This is a genomic window from Alcanivorax jadensis T9, from assembly GCF_000756655.1.
GTDB classification, from domain to species: domain Bacteria; phylum Pseudomonadota; class Gammaproteobacteria; order Pseudomonadales; family Alcanivoracaceae; genus Alcanivorax; species Alcanivorax jadensis.
The window spans coordinates 49440-68598 of record NZ_ARXU01000004.1 but is presented as its reverse complement, the minus strand read 5'-3'; the positions used below and the strand labels follow the sequence as shown (position 1 = coordinate 68598).

Here is a 19159-nt window from a genome sequence, read left to right as displayed (position 1 = left end):
CCTGCTCTCAGCCTTGAGAGGCGCTCTCTATTGGGTACCCTCTCCCCTTGCGGGAGAGGGACAGGGAGAGGGGGGCAGTTCATGACCAACACTCGTCCTCTCCCGATTACCTTCCCGTTGCACGGTACCCGGCTGATCGAAGCCAGCGCCGGCACCGGCAAGACCTTTACCCTGGCCGCCCTTTATCTTCGGCTGGTGCTCGGTCACGGCGACGATAATGCGTTCTCGCGGCCACTGTTACCCCCGGAGATTCTGGTGGTGACCTTCACCGAAGCGGCCACCGAAGAACTGCGCGAACGGATCCGCGACCGCCTGGCCGATGCCGCGCGCATCTTTGCCGATGCCAATGCAGACGCCGACGACCCGGTACTGGCCGAATTGCTCAACGACTACCGCGAGCCGGAAGACCGCGCCCGTTGTGCCCAGCGTCTGGATGCCGCCGCCCAGTGGATGGATGAAGCCGCCATCTACACCATCCACGGCTTCTGTAACCGCATGCTCAAACAACACGCCTTCGATTCCGGAAGCCTGTTCAGCCTGGAGTTGCAGGAGGACGCCAGCGACGAACAGCAAATGGCGGCGCGGGATTACTGGCGCTCGATAATTGCCGATTTCCCAGTGAGCGCCGCCAATGCCCTGCAAAGCGAAAACCTGGGCAATCCGGATGCCTTACTGGACGCCTGCCGTCCTCTGCTCGGCTTGAAAGAAGCGGACCCGGAAGCGTTACCGCAAAGCGTCAAACACTGGCTGACACAAACCGGCCCGCAGGCCGACAAGGACCAGCAGGCCCGCCAGCAACTGGCCGCCGAGCTGCCGGACTTTCTCGAATGGGTACGCGCCGCCCGCGACAACAAGTGGCTCAACGGCAACAGCTACCGCACCACCAGCCTGCCCGGCATGTTGCAGACCCTGCAGCGCTACGCCAATGGCGAACGGCTCAACGACAAGGCCTACGACACCCTGGCAAAGTTTTCCCATGAAGGCATGAAGCTCACCAAGGCCGGTCAGGATCACCGCCCGGACTTTGCCTTCTGCCAGCAGCTGGATGCGGTCATGGAAGGCCGGGCAACCACCTCTCTGCCCCGCACCGACCTGCTCGCCCATGCCGCCGCCTGGATCGACCGGCGCGTGGACCAGGTCCGTCGCCAGACCGCCACCATGGGCTTCGATGACATGCTTAGCCGCCTGCACGATGCCTTGAAAGGCGACAACGGCGAGCGTCTGGCACACGTCATCCGCGACCAGTTCCCGGTGGCGTTGATCGACGAATTCCAGGATACCGACCCGACCCAGTACGGCATTTTTTCTGCACTCTATGAAGGGCAAGAAGGCACCGGCTGGTTCATGATCGGCGACCCCAAGCAGGCCATCTATGCGTTCCGCGGTGCCGACGTCTTTACCTATCTGAAAGCCCATCGGGCCACCGAAGGCAACCACTACACTCTGGATAAAAACTTCCGCAGCGCCGACGCCATGGTCAAGGCGGTGAACCATCTGTTCACCTACAGCCAGAACACCTTTGGCGATGTGTTCATGATGGACAACGCCATTCCGTTTGAAGCGGTAACAGCCAACGGTCGCAAGGACGTTCTGTTAGTCGACAAAAAAGAAACATCCGGCATTACCCTGTGGGTGGACGAGCAGGAAAAACCGGTCAGCGCTGGCCAGTATCGGGATCAGCAGGCGGCCCGCTGTGCCAGTGAAATTGCCCATCTGCTTAACGGTGCCGCCAACGGCGTCACCGGCTTCCAGAAAGCCGACAGCTTCCGGCCCCTGCATCCCAACGACATTGCCATCCTGGTACGCGACCGCACCGAAGCCAAAGCCATCCGCGATGCGCTGATGGAACGCCAGGTCCGCAGCGTCTATCTGTCCGACCAGGATTCCGTGTTTGCCCAGCCCGAAGCCCATGACCTGTTGTTGATCCTGCACGCCTGCGCCACCCCGGAATCCGACACCCGGGTACGCAGCGCCCTGGCCTGTGCAGTGCTGGACCTGGCCTATGCGGAACTGGATACCCTCAATCAGGATGAAGTGCGCTGGGAAGAAACCGTGGAGCAGTTTCACGGCTATCGCCAGCAATGGCAGACCCAGGGTGTGCTGCCCATGTTGCGCAGCCTGCTGATGGATTTTCATGTGCCCGCCCGGCTCAGCCAGAGCCTGGACGGCGAGCGGGCCCTGACCAACCTGCTGCATCTTGCAGAGCTGTTGCAGCAGGCCGCCACCCAGCTCGATGGCGAACAGTCATTGATCCGTTATCTGGAAGATACCGTTGAAGAAGGCCGCGGCAGCAGCAAGGAAAGTATCCTGCGCCTGGAAAGTGATGACGACCGGGTAAAGGTCATCACCATCCACAAATCCAAGGGCCTGGAATATCCGCTGGTATACCTGCCCTTTATCTGCAGCTTCCGCCCGGCGGACAAGAACAAGCCGCCGCTGCGCTACCACGAAAACGATCATCTCAATGTCTCGCTGGAACCGGACGAGACGGTGGAAAACAAGGCGGACCATGAACGGCTCGCCGAAGACATGCGTCTGCTCTACGTGGCCCTGACCCGCGCCTGCCACACCTGCACCCTGGGACTGGCCCCCTACATCAAGGGCCGCGGCAAACAGAACCAGCTGGAGAAAAGCGCCATCGGCCGCTTGCTGTTCGGCACTGGTGTGCCCAACGACGGCCTGCGTGCCGCGCTGACACCGGTTGCCCATGATGCGATCAGCATCATTCAGGCGCCGGACAGCAACGCGGAATGCTATCAGCCCAAAGCCGAATCGCGGACCCTGCGTACGCCTCTGATTCCTGTGGCCCGGCAACGGCAACCCTGGTGGATTGCCAGCTACAGTGCGCTCAAACAGGTACAGGAAACCCTGGCCCCGGCAGACCCGCGCGGCGATCAACTGGCCGAACAGCAGGACGACACCCTGGTCGATGATGCAGAACCGTTAGCGGATACCATCCACGCCTTCCCGCGGGGCGCCGCGCCGGGCACCCTGCTGCACGATGTGCTGGAGCAAGCCGCCAATCAGCGCTTCACGCAAACCCTGGCCGACCCCGCCGAGTTTGAAATCAGCGTGGAAGAAAAACTGCAGGCCCGGGGCTGGCAGGATTACATCCAGGTGATCCGCCACTGGTGGAAGCAGGCAGTCACCACTGCCTTGCCGCTGAAAAACAACCAGATCGCCCTCAATACCCTGCACACCTATGTGCCGGAACTGGAATTCGTGTTCCCCGCCCACCAGGTGAAAGTGGCCGAGATGGACACCCTGATCCGCCAGCACATCCACCCGCAGCACCCGCGGCCACGACTGGAAGCCGACACCCTCAACGGTATGCTCAAGGGCTTTATCGATCTGGTGTTCGAACACGACGGCAAGTACTACGTGCTCGACTACAAATCCAACTGGCTGGGCGTGGATGACAGCGCCTACACCCTGGACGCCATGACCGATGCGGTGCTGGAAAAACGCTACGAAGTGCAATACGTACTCTACCTGCTGGCCCTGCACCGCCTGCTGAAAAGCCGCCTGCCGGATTACCAGCCTGACCAGCACCTGGGCGGCGCCGTCTATGTGTTCCTGCGCGGCCTGCAAGGGCCAGCAGCGGGCACGGTGTTTGATCGGCCGGAGACAGGGTTGATTGAAGCGCTGGATGAGATGTTTGGAGGGAACGAATGAGCGCGATGACAAACCATCTCAACGCATGGAGCGTCTCACCCTCTCCCCCAACCCCTCTCCCCTCAAGGGAGAGGGGAGTTAATAAACACGCCCCTCTCTGGAGGGTCCCCTCTCCCTTGAGGGGAGAGGGACAGGGAGAGGGTGAAGCTACGAAGCGCATTGCTATCTGGCCTCTCTATCAGCCAATCGCGAGGAGAGCCCATGCAAACTGATCTGTTCTCCGCCCTCACCTGGGAAGACGCACTGCTTCTGCTGCGCGACAACAATCTGCTGCGCGATCTGGACGTGGCCATTGCCCGTTTCCTCAACCAGCAATGCCCCCAGGCAAGCTACGAAGTGCTGCTGCTCGCCGCCTTTACCAGCAATCAACAAGCCAGCGGCCACCTCTGTCTGGATCTGAAAAACCGGCAGCTGGCCACCCAGCTGTGGGGCACCAGCCCGCCGCCGGAACTGGTGACCCTGCTGCCCGGAAAACCGGACGACTGGCTGCATGACCTTCGACAAAGTCCGCTGGTGAGTCAGGATGGCAACACGCCGCTGGTGCTGGACGGCAGCCGCCTTTACCTGCGCCGCAACTGGGCTCGGGAAGTGTCTGTGGCCGAGGCCATCGACCAGCGACTGGCCACCGTCAGCCCGCTGCCTGTCAAGCGCCTGCGCGACGCCCTGACCCGATTATTTCCGAGCGCCGACGACCAGACTGACTGGCAACAGGTGGCCTGCGCCCTGGCCAGCCGCAGCGGTATCGGTATCATCACCGGCGGGCCGGGCACCGGCAAAACCACCACCGTGGTTCGCCTGCTGGGGCTACTGCAAAGCCTGTCCATGGCGAGCAACCAGCGTCTGCGTATTCGCCTCGCCGCTCCCACCGGCAAAGCGGCGGCGCGGCTCACCGAATCCATCGGCGAACAGGTGCAACAACTCGACGTGGTAACCGCGGTACGCGACGCCATCCCCACGGAAGTCACCACCCTGCACCGCCTGCTCGGCACCCGCCCGGACAGCCGCCACTTCCGTCACCACGCCGACAACCCGCTGCACGCGGATCTGGTGGTGGTGGACGAGGCCAGCATGATCGACATGGACATGATGGCCAGGCTGCTTGAAGCCCTCAGCCCACACACCCGGCTGATCCTGCTGGGCGACAAGGACCAGCTCGCCAGCGTGGAAGCCGGCGCGGTGATGGGCGATCTGTGTCGCCATGCCCACCAGGGCCGCTATAAACAGAGCACCATCGATTTTGTCCAAGACACCTGCGGCGCCGACATCAGCAACTACCAGGAAACCGAACAGGCCCCGGGCAACGCCCTCGCCCAGCAGACCGCCATGCTGCGAACCAACTGGCGGTCCAAGGACAGCCCCGGCATCGGCGAACTGGCCCGAGCGGTGAACGAGGAAAACCTGCCGCAGGTGCGCAAGGCGTTCCAACAGTACAACGACAGCCTGCATCGCCATCCCCTGCGCAGCGACGGCCAGCAACTGGAAACGCAACTACTGAACGGCAGCGGCGGCTTGCGCGCCCTGTTTAACGCAGTAGCAACGCCGCCCACACAACGACAGGATTTCGATGGCTGGGCAGCCGGATTACTCAAGCAGCTCACCCACCAGCAACTGCTCAGTGGCCTGCGCAGCGGACCTTTTGGGGTGGAACAACTGAACCAGCGCATCACCCGCCATCTGCAACAACAGGACCTGGCCCCGGAAAGGGAATGGTATCCGGGGCGGCCGGTGATGATGACCCGCAACGATTATCAGCTGGGCTTGATGAACGGTGATGTGGGATTGACCTTGCCCCTGCTGGAACAGCGGAATGACAAACCGGAGCTGCTGCTGCGAGTGGCCTTCCAGTTACCGGACGGTCGCATCAAATGGGTACTCCCCAGCCGCCTGGACGGGGTAGAAACCGTTTATGCCATGACGGTGCACAAATCCCAGGGCTCGGAATTCAGGCATACCCTGCTGGTGTTACCGGACGCCCCCCATCCGCTGCTCACCCGCGAACTGATCTACACCGCCGTCACCCGCGCCCGTGACCGTTTCACCTTGCTTGAATTCGGCAAACCAGCGGTATTGGACAGCGCCGTCAAGAAACGTACCTGGCGAGCATCGGGGTTGGCAGAGCGGCTTTTTAAATAGATTGTAGGAGCCATGCTTGCATGGCGAACCGAGCCTTAGCGAGGAAAAAACGGTGCAACATTATCCCGATTTCGCCAAAGGCACTAGCGACGTCTGATGTTATCAGCCCCCCCGCTTCGCGGTTCGCATGTCGCAGATCCCCTGGGGAACAAGCAAAGCTCCTACAAACAGAGCGCTTGGTAGAAAAGTGAGACGTAAACTCCACCAACGACCATAAAAAAACGGGATGCCGAAGCATCCCGTTTTTTGTTTCCCGAATCACGCGGTTACTTGAACTGCGCTTTCTTCTTTCGGTTTTCACGATGATGTCCGCACGGCGGTTCTTGGCGCGACCTTCGCGGGTGCTGTTATCCGCTACCGGCTTGTTCTCGCCGAAGTCTTCGGTGCTGATGCGGTCACCGCTGACCTTGCATTACCACTACTTGGTAACCCACTGGCCGTCCGGGGTTCGCACATAATCACCGGCATCGGTCTTGTCGATGGCCTTCTGGCCGGCCAGGCGCGCCACCTGATCCAGGGTGATGCCATTCTGCTTGGCGATACGCTCATAGGCATCACGGCGTTTCTGGTTGATATCCGCCACCAGTTCCACAGCAGCCGGGGTCGCCTTGACCACGCCCAGATAACCGTCCGGTTGTTCACCCACCATGCCCTGGCTTTTCGCCGCATCCAGATCCAGCGCAAACACCGCCATGCTCAACAGCAGGGTCAGGGTGGCAATCATGGTCTTTACAATCTTCATGGTCCCTACTCCTAAAACAGGTCGCTGTCTTCACTGAACAACTGATCGATATCCTTTTCCACCTTGAGGCGGATTTCATGATCGATCTTCACGTTCAGGTTGATGGTGATGGGCTCTTCCGGTGCCTTGAGTGCCACCGTCGGTGTGCAGGCGGGCAGCATGGCCGCCGCCAGCAACAAACCCGGCGCGAGGTTTTTCATTGGCTTCTCTCCGTGCGCAGTTTCTCGGTTATATCATCGCCAATACGCAGGCTGCGCATCAGCACCAGCATGTTTTCCCGATGGGTGTAGTTAAACACCACCGGCAGATTATTTCTCTGCGGATTACGACCCTTGATCGTCACCGCGGCATCCAGCCAGCCTTCCCGGTCCATATTCATGCGGGCCTGAAAATCCGGAATGGTCAGCACACTGAGACTGTCCAGTGCCAGTTTCACCGCCTGATTGGAGCCGGCCATGGATTGCACACTGGATGACGGTGGAATACGCAGAGACAGGGTTTCCTCGTTAGCCAGCCTCGCCCCTTCTACGACCAGAAAATCCGTACCCAGTTGCAAAGGCACATAGCCCCCAACACGTCCATCCAGAAACACCGCCGGCGGATTCTGCAGGGCAGCCACCTGCTCCAGATCAATGCGAGTAATCACCACCGGCTGGGGCCGGGGTGAGGGCCAGTCCAGCGCCGGCGAACGCAGGGAACCGCCGAGCAGATCGGCTTGGATATCGCTGAACTGCCAACGGGTCAGGTCGCTTTCCACCTGCAGGGACAGGTCGGTGATCGGGGTACCGATATCCAGGGTATCCGCTGTCACCGGCCCCACACTCTTTAGAGACACCGCACCATCACGATAGTGCCCTTCCATGGCTCCCTGAATCCCCCGGGCCGTGACGCTACCCCAGTCCATTCGCGTATCCGCCAGGCGGATTGTCCCCTGGGCAGACAGAGTGTCACGCCATTGCCAGCTACCCTTGCCGGCGAGCGTGCCTTCTTGTGGCGTCATTGCCAGGCCCTGGCCCATAGCCGGGATCAACTGGCTGTGGACCTGAAAACTGCCTCGGGGCACGTCACCTGCCAGAGAGGCATCCGCCGTCAGCTCGCTTTGCCAATCGGCAATGGTCAGCCGTGCCGTGACTTTTTTGCCGATCAGTCGGGCGCTGCCTGCCACCACCGGCAACCGCCAGCGGGCCGCCAGCAGGCCGCCACTGCGCAGTTGCACATGACCATGGGCCCCGGCACTGCTCACCGTTACCGGGCCGCTGGCCGTCACGGTGAGCGGGCGCAGCAGCACCTGTTCCACCAGCCCTTCGCTTACCGACAATCGACTGCCATCCGCCAGCACCACGGCACTGTCTTTCAGGTGCCATGGCACCTGCAGGGAAACATCACCGCCCCGGTCATAGTCGGGAATGGATGACGTGGCCGACAGCGTGCCCTGCCAACCGTCATCGGCCTGGCGGAACGACACGCTGCCATCGAGCGGATAGTCGGCGTACTGGCCTTTCACCGTGGCTTTGCCGCCGTAGGGTGCCCGATGCAGGGATTCCAGCGGCAAGCGGAAGGCCAGACGATCGTCGCCATTTCGAGCGTTGAGGGTAATCGGCTTGCCCTTCAAGCCATCGCTGGCGGCCTGGCCCTGCCAGTGGCCATCCAGCCGGAACCCTTGCCAACGGCCCTGCAACGCCAGCGCTCCCTGCCACTGCCAGTGTTTGCCCTGCCACTGGAGCCGGCTGGGGCTGGCTTGCAGGCGCAGGTCTTGATAACCCAGCACCACCGGCAACTCCGTGCCGCCCTCCAGCGTCATGGGCACGCTCAGAGGTTGCTCCCAACGGGCGGAAAGCTTTTCCGGTAACGCCAGGCTTGCCGGCGACAGGGTCAGCATTCGATCCTGCCACTGAAAATCTAGCTGCCCATCCAGCTGCGGCCCCGTCAACGTGACCTGTCCGGCACCCTGCTCCACGGAACTGTCATCGCTGCGGGCGGCAACATGAATCTGCCCTTGTGGCCCTTGAAACTGAAACTGCCCACGGGCTTGAGACAGGGCGACACCCTCCCCTTGCAGGGATAACGGTTCCGGAATCGCCAGCAGCCATTGCTCATTGAGCGACAACGGCTCGGTGAGGCTCATGTCAGCCTGCCACTGCTCACCGGCAAAGCGGGCCTTCATCGCCAGGTCGGCTTTTTGCGGCTGAGATTGCAGACCGGCATCCTGCAGGGTTGCGCTCAGGGTGCCAGCGGGTTGTCCCTGCCATACACCATCGCCTTCAAGCTGCCATGTGCCCTGCCAGTCCGTGAGCCATTCATTCAACGCACCGTTGCCGTGCAACGACCACTGCCCGTCATCACGCTCATATTCCGCCTTCAGATGGCTTCCTGTGCTCTCCACTTTTACCAACCAGTGCTGCTGTTGCTGACGGGCCGCTACCTGCAACTGTGGTGGCGTTACCTCCCCCATCGCGGGCAACAACAAGGTATCGATGGAAAGCACAAAGGGGGGCGTCCAAGGCAAGGAGTCCGGCATCACAACACTGTCATCGTCCGCACCGCTGTCACAGGTGGTGAGAGTGACCGTCCGCGTGTGGACGGTGAGGGGAAAGAGATCGCGTAGCACCAGGTTCTCACCCGCCACGGGGGCGCAATCGTCCGGCTGCCAACGCCAATGGGCCAGGGTCAGGCCGTTGTCCCAGCCCGGTTTGCTCACGCGCAGGCCCTGGCTATACAGCCAGCCCGCCGCCACCAGTGCCAGAAACAGCACGAGCAGCAACGCATAACCAAGGCCTCGAACAACAGGCGGAAAGAATCGAACCATGTGGGTTAAAGCCAGTGCAGCAACAATGGTTCGATAGTGGTGGCTTGGCGGGGTTCTGGCAACTGCCTACCCCCCCCCCCGTTGGAGCCTTGCTCGCAAGGCGAAGGCCCGAAGCAACCCCGACCCCCTTCGCCTTGCGAGCAAGGCTCCAACGGGGGGGTAGTGTGATTATGGTGAAGAGGCGCCTTCCATCACCGCCTGATGCAACACCAATGCCATGGCGGCTACCCGGCTGGTAGCGTCCACGGACAGGGTGGCGCCGGTGATGCCGTCCACCTGGCCGGACAGGGCATCGTTTTCACCAAGAGTCATACCGCGATACTGGCGACGGAAAAACGCCTGGTGCACTTCGCCACCACGGGGTTCCCGGTAGACCAGGATCTCCAGATCCACAATCCCCTCTGGCCCCACGGCTACACCCACGGTCATGGGCATGTCCTTGCTTTTTTCGTCGATGATCCAGGCGCTGGTTGTATCGGTATGCCAGTAGCGCAGACGCAGGCCCCGATAGGGGTGGCCCAACACCGTTGTCACCCGCTCGCGCAGTTCGCCACGCAAGGGCAGCAAGCCCGCTTGCGGCTCCTGGTCAGCAAACACCTGCTGCAGAAAATCCGGCTGACTGAGGTGACGGATCTGCACCTCATAGGCCGGCAGCGTTGCCGCCAGCCCGAGCATCAGTAGCAGTGCGATGACTCTTGGCATCAGTTAACCAACCGCTCCTTGTCCAGCAGCGCCTCGATCAGGAACTGGTTATAGCCCCCCACCCGCTCGCCTTCCAGCCGTGCATTGGCTTCATGATACAGCGGGTTGCGTTCCAGGCTCTTGGGCAACATCCACTGGGTGACCTTGGCGCCGCCCATGATCCAGGCGTTGTTGAACTTCTGCCACCAGCCGTATTTCATTTCAAATTCATCCCGAATACGCGGCGGTAGATTGGCGGCGGTGACTTGCTCCTGCACCCACAACGGGAAGATCATCCAGATGGAGCGCGGGTCGAACAGGTCTTCCTTCAGGCGAATACCGTTTTCCGCCACGGTGAGCTGGGGGCTGGCCCACATGGCGCGGTTGTATGCCATGAAGGCATTCCAGTCTTTCGGCAGGGCCTGTTCCGGCACACCGAACAGCATGGCAAACAGTTTGGTTTCTTCGTAGAACTGATCCTTCTCTGCCAGGGTCAGCTCGCCTTCCATTTTTTCGTACATGTAGGCCAAGGTTTCCCACAGGGTGGCATGGACCCAGATCATGGCCGCCACTTCGTTGGCCCGGTATTCACTGCCCCGTTTGAAAGCGCCGGAATCCATCGGCACCTCGCCTTCGATTTCCTCGTGGATATCACGCACCTGATTGGCCGAGGTCATCACCTGGGGCATGCTGCCGAACACCATGGTGCCCACATGCTGGAAGGTGCGACGAGCCCGGCCCAGCGGATCATCGCGCACTACCGAATGCTCATCGATGCTGGCAGTGACCCAGGGATGGGCCAGTTGCAACAGCAGCGCCCGGCCGGCACCGAAGGCTCCCGGCATCCCCGCCCGGGACAGCTTCCACATCATGGATTCCGGCCCGTACAAACCCACGCGGGAGTCCGGGATCTTGCCGTGGACCTTCACCAGTTGCCGGCAGAAGGCGGCTTCGTCCACCCAGCGGGGAATCGGCGGACTACCGTCGCTGGGTACCAGTTGTCTCACTGCATCCTGTACGGCGTTATTTTCCGGCGGCGACTCAAGCTCACTAGCCGACACATTCTGCCCACAGGGGCTGGTCAGATAAGCGGTTTCCGCGCGCACCATATCCAGGGTGAACGACCCCTGCTCACCCTTGAACTTCACTTCCGACGGCAACAGGTAATTCTGCACCGCCATATATTCCTTGTAGTCGATATCCCAGTCGGCTTCCTCGATACGATCCACCCGGTCCAGATCTTCCTGATACACCACCGCATCGGCGGTGGCCGGCAGACCCCGCAGCCAGTAGGACAGATTGCCGGCACGAATATGCGCCTGCAGATGCTCGGCCACGTTCATGGCCTCCGCCCCACCGATCACATCCACGGTTTCACTGTCCGGCTCATAGACGTTGCCGTGAATGATGACTTTGGGTTCGCCCACCGGTTCCTCCATGAGAATGGACAGGGCGTACTCCTCGCCGATCTGCCGGAAGGCAAAATGGCTTTTGCTGACGGTGCTGTCTGCCCGCAGTACAAAGCGCCCTTCCACTTCCCACTCGCGCATGTTCTCTGCAGATTCCGGCACGAAGTGGGATGCCTTGAACGCCGAGCATCCCTGCAGAACCAGCAGCATGCCCAGCAGGATCACCTTGCTATGTTGCAGCGTTATTTTTGTCATGGTCGTGACCCTTTATCGTTATTGGTATGGGTAAAAAATATCGCCAGCCTTTCCCGTAGGGTGCACTGAGCCTAAGGCGAACTGCACCACATAGGCCTTGGGTCGGTGCAGTTCGCCTTAGGCTCAGTGCACCCTACGTTTCAAGCTAGGCGGTTTTCCGCAACGCTTTCTTGTCGATCTTGCCCACGGAGGTGAGCGGAATGGCATCCAGGAAGAACACTTCCTTCGGCACCTTGTAGGGCGACATGTTTTCCCGGCAGAAACTGTCCAGCTCTGCCTTCAGATCGGTTTCGCTCTTGTCGCAATCTGCGCTGCGTTCAACATAAAGCTGCACGATTTCGTTGCCGGGGCGGTTACTGTCCGGGCGACCCACCACGGCGCACATGCTCACCCAAGGCAGGCTCTGCACCTTGCCTTCCACTTCCACGGAAAACACCTTGTAGCCACCGACAATCAGCATGTCCTTGCTGCGATCACAGACGCGGACAAAGCCATCTTCATCCATGACGCCGATATCCCCGGTGTGCATCCAGCGCTTACCGCCGATCTCCTGCAGGGCTTTTTCCGTGGCCTCGGGCATGGCCAGATAGCCCTGCATCACCTGGGGGCCGGCGGCGATGATTTCCCCGGGCTCACCCAGGGGCATCGTTTTGCCAGTGTCCACATCCACGATGCGCACCTCCGTGCCCGGCAGGGGAATGCCCACATGGCCTTCCTTGAAGTGGGAGGCCGGGTTCAGGGTGATCACCGGGCTGGTTTCGGTCATGCCGTAGACTTCGCAGAACTTGTTCTTGCCGATCACACTTTCCAGCCGTTGCACTTCTTCCCTGGCAAAGGGCGCCGCCCCGGAAATAGCCATGCGCAGGCCGCTGAAATCCAGGCTCTTGAAGGTCTCGTTGGCACACAGCATCTGATACAGCGCCGGCACCGCCGCCAGTACCGTGGGCGTTCGCGCTGTCATTTCGGCAACGAAGTGATCGATATCGCGAGGGTCAGGAATCAACAGAAAGGTGGACGCAGTACGCAGGGCATTGAACACCACTGCCGCGCCACCGATATGAAACAGGGGAAACGCGGAGGCCACGGTTTCCTCGCCGGTGCGGTAACCGTAAAAGACATTGGCCTGCAGGTTGTTCATGAACAGGTTGCGCGAGGTCAGCCGGGCGCCCTTGGGCAGGCCTGTGGTGCCGCCGGTGTACTGCAGGTACAGCACTGCATCCATATCCACGTGCGTGTTCACCGGCTCGGCGGTGTCTGGCAGGTGATCATGCAGGGAGATCACCTGCACGCCTTCGTGAGTCTCTTCCAGGGCCTCGCCCTGCCCGGTCATCAGGTCCATGGGGCCGGAGACGATCACCGTGCTCAGGGTGTCCACCTTGCCCAGCACCGGCGGCACCGAGGTCTGCCAGAACGGCATCAGCGTGAGCAGGATTTTCACCTGGGCATCATTGGCCTGATGGGTAATTTCCGGCGGCGTCATCAGCGGGGAAATACTGGTGCTGACCATGCCTAACCGGGCCGCCGCGATAAAGGCCACTACATACTGGGGCGTGTTGGGCATCTGCAGGCCCAGCACATCGCCGGCCTTGGCACCCTGGGCGGCAAATAGTGCCGCCATGCGATCGGCCAGATTATCCAGTTGCCGGTAGCTGATCGCCTTGCCCAGGAACACCAGGGCTTCCCGGTCGGGAAACTGTTCCGCGTAGTCGCGAACATAATCGGACAGGGTTTTCTCGGGCAACGCCGGCAACGAATGCCAGTCGTAACCCAGGGATTCATAGGTGGACAGCCAGGGGCGGTTATCCGATGTCATAGTGGGCACCTTCGGGAATAGTGTTGAGGTGATAGGCGTCCGGGTGACGCTCGGCGTCGCGGTAGGCATTGCGAGCCAGGGGAATTAGCCGCTGCTTTTTCGGTGTCAGTGCATGCAGCACGCGGTAGACGCCACACCAGGCACGGAACAATCGCTGGTCCGTCTTGCTCCAGGGGATTTGGAATTTTTCCCGGAACTGATGCGGCAAGGTGGCGCGCAGGTTGAAACGCATGAAGCGCCCCATAACAATCAGGATCAGGCCCCAGGCCGTATCGGGAATGCGGCTGCCCGGCGGCTTGGGAATTTCCAGATAATGTTCCGGGCTCATCAGGTCCTGAACCACCTCGCCCCACTCCAGGCGGTCGCGGATGATGCCGTGGAAATAGGCCCAGTAGTCGCTTTCCGTGGCAGGCAGGTCCTGGTCGCGAATGCCCATCATCTTGCCCAGCTGCCGCCACTCCACAAACATGGCCCGGCGTTGTTCGGCGGTGGGCGACTTGCCCAGCATTTCATGCATGCGGATGGTGGCGTCGTAGCCGGTGATGTGCACCCAGCTGTAGGCTTCCGGGTCCAGGGCGAAGTACTTGTTGCCGTGCTTGTCCACGCCTTTGATGGTGCGGTGCAGGTCGCGCAGCTTGATGCCCATTTCGATGGCTTTCTGCGGGCGCGCATAGACGATAGGCCAGAGCAGTTCGGTGGACCGCTTGGCGCGCCCCCAGGGGTCGGTCTTGTAGACCGAGTGCTCGCCCACTCCGGCATCAATGATCGGGTGCGCCACCTGCAGCACGAAGGCCTGGGGCAGCATCAGATGAAAACGCCAGGAGCCGAAGTCCTGCCAGGTGTAGGAATCCGGGCCCAGGGGCTGAGGGATATCGCGCGGTGTGTCAGTGGCCGTTTGTGTCATGGCAAATCCTGTCGATGCATACTCGATTGAGACAAATATTAAAATACGTCTCAATTGATCACACAGACAAGCGCATCACACAGTTTTCGCGTTTCTGTTTAGCGCGTTTTGGTCAAGGTAAGGAACATAATGTCAGGGGGTCAGCAGCGGGCGCAGATAGTCATTGGCCCACTGGCGCACACCGGCCTCGTTGGCCGGGTTCATCACGCCGTCCGGCGACAGCACCATGGACTGGGTCAGGCGCAGCATCAGCTCGGCCAGGGCCTCGGACGATTGCTTGCGAATGGCGCCCTTCTCCTGCTCCTGGTCCAGCATGCTGGCCATGTACATTCGGAAAAACCCCATCATCTGCCACAGGCGCTGGGTAAGAATCGGCAAGATGGTTTCCGGCTCGGAGGTGAGCAGCCGCTGCAGCAGCGGGTGGTGGTGGGCCCGGGTCACCGCCAGCACAAAGGATTCCAGCACCCGTTCCACACCGTTGTCGATCTGTGCCAGTTCCGCTTCGATCCTGGCCAGCTGTTGCTGACACTCACGCAGGATCACCACCTGGATCAACTGGTCCTTGTCGGCAAACCGGCGGTAGGCCGTGGCCCGGCCGATACCGGCCTTGCCGGCCACATCTTCCATGGTGGTGCGGCGCAGGCCGAATTCCACAAACAGGGCCAGACCCGCATCGAGGATTTTCTCGTAGGTCTTGTCGCCTTCCGGCACCTGCAGGTTTTTCAGCAGGGTTTTCGACGCGGCCGCGTTACGTGACATTCAGACTCCCGGTGTGTGCCCGATGGTTTCCATGGCTTATACCGCATGGTCACCGTGGTCGGCAAATCCGATCCCGGACTCGCCCACCCGCAACAGGACGCCCTTACGCCGACCGAGCCATGGCCATCAGGTGCACATCCGCATTGCCGAACAGGCCATCCACACCGGTCACCCGCTTCACATAATGGCCCACGCCCAGCTCATCGGTCATGCCCATGCCACCGTGAATCTGGATCGCTTCCTGGGCAATCTTGCGCCCCGCCCGGCCCAGCTGGGCCTTCATGGCATGCACGGCCTTGGCAGCATCATCATGGCCTTCCACGGTTTTCAGGGTGGCGGCCAACAGCAAGGAGCGGGTCTGTTCCATGGCGATGAACATGTCCGCCATGCGGAACTGCAGCACCTGGAACTTGCCGATGGGCATGCCGAACTGGTTGCGGGTCTTGCTGTATTCCACGGTTTCATTGAGCAGCACAGACAGGCTGCCCACGGATTCCGCCGACAGGGCCAGCAGGCCTTCATGAAGCACATCCCGGGCGATGGCATAGCCGCCGTTCAGTTCACCGATACGTGCAGCCTCGGATACTTTCACCTGATTGAAGCGAATCTCCGCGCCCTGGCGACCGTCCACGGTGCGGTGGGCCACCCGCTCCACACCTGGCGCATTGGCATCCACCAGAAACAGGCTAAGGCCATCCTGATCACCGGGCTGGCCACCGGTGCGCGCCAGCACCACCAGCAGGTCCGCCTGGTCGCCGTTCATCACGCAGCTCTTGATGCCGTTCAGCACGACGTCAGTGCCTTGCACCTCGGCAGCCATGGCGGTGTTTTCCAGGGTGAACACCCGCTCGTACTCTTCCGCGGCAAAGGCCACCTGCAGCTTGCCTTCCAGCAAGGCGGGAATGGTTTCCGCCTGCTGGGCCGCGCTGGCCTGGCGCAGAAAACCGCCGCCCAGCACCACGGTGGCAATATAGGGCGCCATGATCAGGCCCTCGCCCAGGGCTTCCAGCAGTACCATGGTTTCCAGCTGGCCCATGCCCAGGCCGCCATGCTCTTCCTCGAACGGCACCGCCAGCCAGCCCAGATCGGCAAACTGCTGCCAGGTGGCCGCATCCAGTGGCATCAGCTTTTTATTTTGGCGATGTTTTTCCACATCACTGTTGTCGCGCACAAACCGCTTGGCGCTGTCCGCCAGCATTTGCTGTTCTTCACTCAACTGAAAATTCATCGTTGTTCTCCATTCCCGGGCGGGGCCTCACCCCTTCCCACCGTTGGAGCCTTGCTCGCAAGGCGAATACCCTCGTCTACGCGCTTCGTCTTGCGAGCAAGGCTCCAACACTATCGTTTACAGCCCCAACACCGCCTTGGCGATAATCCCGCGCTGCACTTCATTGGAGCCGCCATAAATGGAACAGGCCCGCGAGTTCAGATAATGGGGCATGGCAGTGAGTGCATACTCCGGCCCGATCACCGGCTGTTCCTCGCCGGGCACCAGGGCCTGGGGCTGCCAGATCACGCTCTGGCTACCCAGGGTTTCGATACGCAGCTCGGTGACTTTCTGCAGCAGCTCGGTGCCGAGAATCTTGCTCATGGACGACAACGCCCCCGGGTCCTTACCTGCCGACAGGGCGGACTTGATACGCATCTCGGTAAATTCCAACGCCAGCACATCCGCTTCCAGGGCCGCAAACTTGTACTGCCACACCGGGTCCTGGTTCAACGGGCCAAAGGCGGTCTGCTGCTTCTCGGCCATCAGCCGGATCTTTTCCAGCATCACGTTCAGGCCCGGGGCATATTCCTGGCCACCACGCTCGAAAGTGAGCAGGTACTTGGCCACGGTCCAGCCATCGTTTTCTTCGCCCACCCGGTTCTTCTGCGGCACGCGCACATTGTCGAAGAACACCTGGCACTGCTCGCTGACTTCATCCAGGCCGACAATGGGCTCAATGGTGATGCCCGGCAGATCCATATCCAGCAGCAGGAAGGTAATGCCCTGCTGGGGTTTGCCATCGCGATTGGTGCGAACCAGCGCAAACATCTTGTTGGCGTAATGGGCGTAGGTGGTCCAGATCTTGGTGCCGTTGAGGATGTAGTCGTCGCCATCCTTCTCGGCAAAGGTCTTCAGGGACGCCAGATCAGAACCGGAACCCGGCTCGGAATAGCCCTGGCACCAGAAGTGCTCACCGTTGAGAATCTTCGGCAGGTATTCCTGCTGCTGCTCCTCGGTGCCGCAGCCGATCAGGCAGGGGCCGCACATGTGCAGGCCCATGGGCACCAGCGGCGGCGTCTCGGCACGGACCAGCTCCTCCGCAAAGATGGCCCGCTGGGTTACGCTCCAGCCGGTGCCGCCGAATTCCTTCGGCCAGTGCGGCGCCGCCCAGCCCTTGTCGTTGAGAATGCGCTGCCAGGCCATGGCTTCCTTCACCGGCGCAAACACCGAGGTCACCATCCTGCCCGCTTCCCGAATTTCCGGGGTCAGGCTCTCCTCCAGAAAGGTGCGCACCTCATCCCGAAACGCCTTCTCCTGCTCCGGCACCCGCAGATCCATACCCTACTCCGCTGTTATCAGACTCAGTGGACCCAGTGTACGGGAGACAAAATGAGACACTAATGACGATTCGTATCACGCCCCTGGCGCAAAGCGTCAAAGGTCCGCCCCCTCCTGACTCAAGGCAACCCGGTTACGATCCACGCCCCGCCGGAGCAAGTCCGCTATAATGCGCCGATATTCCATGCAGACAGGCAACACCCGCTTATGAGCATCAACTGGTTCCCCGGCCACATGAACAAGGCCACCCGCGAGATCCGCGAGATCCTGCCCAAGGTGGATCTGATCATCGAAATCGTCGACGCCCGCCTGCCCTACAGCAGCTCCAACCCGGTGATCGAGAATTTCCGTGCCGGCAAGCCCTGTCTGAAACTGCTCAGCAAAAGCGACCTGGCCGACCCGGCCATCACCCAGCAGTGGCTTGAGCACCTGCAAAAAGACCCCACCGTCCGCGCCCTGGCCATCACCACCCACCAGCCGGAACCGATGCGCAAACTGGCGGATATCTGCCAGCAGATGGTCCACAAAAAGCGGGACCGGGCCACCACCATTACCGCCCTGATTACCGGCATACCCAACGTGGGCAAGTCCACCTTCATCAACACCCTGGCCGGCCGTCAGGTGGCCCGGGCCGGCAACGAACCGGCGGTGACCCAGCGTCAGCAGCGTATCGAACTGGGCGGCGGCCTGATCCTCATCGACTCCCCCGGCATACTCTGGCCGAAAATCGAAAATCGTAACAGCGGCTACCGCCTGGCCCTCTCCGGCGCCATCAAGGCCACCGCCATGCAGGAAGACGACGTGGCCCTGTTCGCCGCCGAATACTTCATGCAGGCCTACCCTGAACAAATGAAAGAGCGCTTCAAACGCGACGACCTGCCCGAAGAAGGCGTGCCCTTCCTGGAAACCATCGGCAAACAACGGGGCTGCCTGGGCAGCGGCGGCCACGTGGACTTCGACCGCGCCGCCACCCTGCTGATCAGCGAATACCGCGGCGGCAGACTCGGCCAGCTCACCCTGGAAACCCCGGCCATGGCAGAGCAGGAGCATGTAAAGGTGGCGGAGATACGGAGGCTGAAAGAGGAAGAAAAGGAGGCGAAGAAGAAGGCCAGGAAGGCGGCGTATAAGGCGAAGGGGCAGAAGTAGTGTTATCCCATTGGCAATAACAAAACATCATTAGTGGCGACGATGAAAACGTATGGCGTCTTCTTTAGAAACAAATCGTGATCCGGACGCCCTAGGGGTGACATCAAAGCCCTCTAGTCTCAAACTCGCTTCATAATTGCGACGGCGAACGCTGGCGAAATACGCCTTTTTGGTTTTCAAAGAAGGAGAAGACATAAAGCACCTTCGGGTAAATTCACACCTAAGATCATATTAATATCAGTAAAAAGTGGCATATTTTGATCAACGCTTCGCGCTGGATTCATATCT

General features: G+C 60.8%; 14 protein-coding genes. 3 read left to right on the top strand and 11 right to left on the bottom strand.

Going from position 1 to position 19159, the window contains the following annotated elements; translation table 11 throughout:
* Nucleotides 1–81: 81 nt before the first annotated feature.
* A complete protein-coding gene (gene recB, locus T9A_RS07100; protein ID WP_035246418.1) occupies nt 82–3675 on the top strand; it encodes an exodeoxyribonuclease V subunit beta in 3594 nt (1197 codons plus the stop codon).
* A gap of 201 nt (nt 3676–3876) precedes the next feature.
* Nucleotides 3877–5808: an exodeoxyribonuclease V subunit alpha gene (gene recD, locus T9A_RS07095; RefSeq protein ID WP_035246416.1), complete on the top strand. Its 1932-nt coding sequence runs from the start codon at nt 3877–3879 to the stop codon at nt 5806–5808.
* 418 nt (nt 5809–6226) lie between these two features.
* Here the strand turns inward: recD and T9A_RS07090 are convergent, their stop codons facing one another.
* The 10 genes from T9A_RS07090 to T9A_RS07045 all read right to left on the bottom strand — a co-directional run bounded on the left by T9A_RS07090 (nt 6227) and on the right by T9A_RS07045 (nt 17725).
* A complete protein-coding gene (locus T9A_RS07090) occupies nt 6227–6550 on the bottom strand; it encodes a YdbL family probable chaperone protein (RefSeq protein ID WP_035246414.1) in 324 nt (107 codons plus the stop codon).
* 11 nt (nt 6551–6561) lie between these two features.
* Entirely contained in the window at nt 6562–6750 is a 189-nt protein-coding gene (locus T9A_RS07085) for a YnbE family lipoprotein (protein ID WP_035246412.1), read from the bottom strand.
* Nucleotides 6747–9302, bottom strand: coding sequence for an intermembrane phospholipid transport YdbH family protein (locus T9A_RS07080; RefSeq protein ID WP_232222040.1), 2556 nt, complete (start codon nt 9300–9302; stop codon nt 6747–6749). Before T9A_RS07080 ends, T9A_RS07085 begins: the two co-directional genes overlap by 4 nt.
* 222 nt (nt 9303–9524) lie before the next feature.
* Nucleotides 9525–10058 carry an FMN-binding protein gene (locus T9A_RS07075; protein WP_035246408.1) on the bottom strand — a complete coding sequence of 178 codons (534 nt, stop codon included), beginning with the start codon at nt 10056–10058 and terminating at the stop codon, nt 9525–9527.
* Nucleotides 10058–11701, bottom strand: coding sequence for a lipoprotein insertase outer membrane protein LolB (locus T9A_RS07070; protein ID WP_035246406.1), 1644 nt, complete (start codon nt 11699–11701; stop codon nt 10058–10060). The genes T9A_RS07075 and T9A_RS07070 overlap by 1 nt, the downstream gene beginning before the upstream one ends.
* 145 nt (nt 11702–11846) lie before the next feature.
* Entirely contained in the window at nt 11847–13514 is a 1668-nt protein-coding gene (locus tag T9A_RS07065) for a class I adenylate-forming enzyme family protein (RefSeq protein ID WP_035246404.1), read from the bottom strand.
* Nucleotides 13501–14418, bottom strand: coding sequence for an oxygenase MpaB family protein (locus tag T9A_RS07060; protein WP_052042586.1), 918 nt, complete (start codon nt 14416–14418; stop codon nt 13501–13503). The genes T9A_RS07065 and T9A_RS07060 overlap by 14 nt, the downstream gene beginning before the upstream one ends.
* A gap of 132 nt (nt 14419–14550) precedes the next feature.
* Entirely contained in the window at nt 14551–15177 is a 627-nt protein-coding gene (locus T9A_RS07055; RefSeq protein WP_035246402.1) for a TetR/AcrR family transcriptional regulator, read from the bottom strand.
* Between the two features lie 103 nt (nt 15178–15280).
* Nucleotides 15281–16405 carry an acyl-CoA dehydrogenase family protein gene (locus T9A_RS07050; protein ID WP_035246400.1) on the bottom strand — a complete coding sequence of 375 codons (1125 nt, stop codon included), beginning with the start codon at nt 16403–16405 and terminating at the stop codon, nt 15281–15283.
* A 117-nt stretch (nt 16406–16522) separates the two neighbouring features.
* The gene (locus tag T9A_RS07045) at nt 16523–17725 is read right to left on the bottom strand and encodes an acyl-CoA dehydrogenase family protein (protein ID WP_035246399.1); all 1203 of its coding nucleotides are present in this window, start codon (nt 17723–17725) and stop codon (nt 16523–16525) included.
* A gap of 207 nt (nt 17726–17932) precedes the next feature.
* On the opposite strand from T9A_RS07045, the gene ylqF reads away from it, so the two are divergent.
* Nucleotides 17933–18871 (top strand): ribosome biogenesis GTPase YlqF, encoded by a 939-nt coding sequence (gene ylqF / locus T9A_RS07040; RefSeq protein ID WP_035246397.1) that lies wholly within the window; start codon nt 17933–17935, stop codon nt 18869–18871.
* Nucleotides 18872–18901: 30 nt separating this feature from the next.
* On the opposite strand, the gene T9A_RS17420 is transcribed toward ylqF, so the two are convergent.
* Entirely contained in the window at nt 18902–19066 is a 165-nt protein-coding gene (locus tag T9A_RS17420; protein WP_084573419.1) for a YhfG family protein, read from the bottom strand.
* Nucleotides 19067–19159 lie beyond the last annotated feature (93 nt).

Coding starts and splice junctions, on each gene's coding strand:
- T9A_RS07085 (WP_035246412.1), bottom strand. CDS start 6,750: ATGAAAAACCTCGCGCCGGGTTTGTTGCTGGCGGCGGCCATGCTGCCC.
- T9A_RS07075 (WP_035246408.1), bottom strand. CDS start 10,058: ATGCCAAGAGTCATCGCACTGCTACTGATGCTCGGGCTGGCGGCAACG.
- ylqF (WP_035246397.1), top strand. CDS start 17,933: ATGAGCATCAACTGGTTCCCCGGCCACATGAACAAGGCCACCCGCGAG.
- T9A_RS07050 (WP_035246400.1), bottom strand. CDS start 16,405: ATGAATTTTCAGTTGAGTGAAGAACAGCAAATGCTGGCGGACAGCGCC.
- T9A_RS07060 (WP_052042586.1), bottom strand. CDS start 14,418: ATGACACAAACGGCCACTGACACACCGCGCGATATCCCTCAGCCCCTG.
- recB (WP_035246418.1), top strand. CDS start 82: ATGACCAACACTCGTCCTCTCCCGATTACCTTCCCGTTGCACGGTACC.
- T9A_RS07070 (WP_035246406.1), bottom strand. CDS start 11,701: ATGACAAAAATAACGCTGCAACATAGCAAGGTGATCCTGCTGGGCATG.
- T9A_RS17420 (WP_084573419.1), bottom strand. CDS start 19,066: ATGTCTTCTCCTTCTTTGAAAACCAAAAAGGCGTATTTCGCCAGCGTT.
- T9A_RS07090 (WP_035246414.1), bottom strand. CDS start 6,550: ATGAAGATTGTAAAGACCATGATTGCCACCCTGACCCTGCTGTTGAGC.
- T9A_RS07045 (WP_035246399.1), bottom strand. CDS start 17,725: ATGGATCTGCGGGTGCCGGAGCAGGAGAAGGCGTTTCGGGATGAGGTG.
- recD (WP_035246416.1), top strand. CDS start 3,877: ATGCAAACTGATCTGTTCTCCGCCCTCACCTGGGAAGACGCACTGCTT.
- T9A_RS07055 (WP_035246402.1), bottom strand. CDS start 15,177: ATGTCACGTAACGCGGCCGCGTCGAAAACCCTGCTGAAAAACCTGCAG.
- T9A_RS07065 (WP_035246404.1), bottom strand. CDS start 13,514: ATGACATCGGATAACCGCCCCTGGCTGTCCACCTATGAATCCCTGGGT.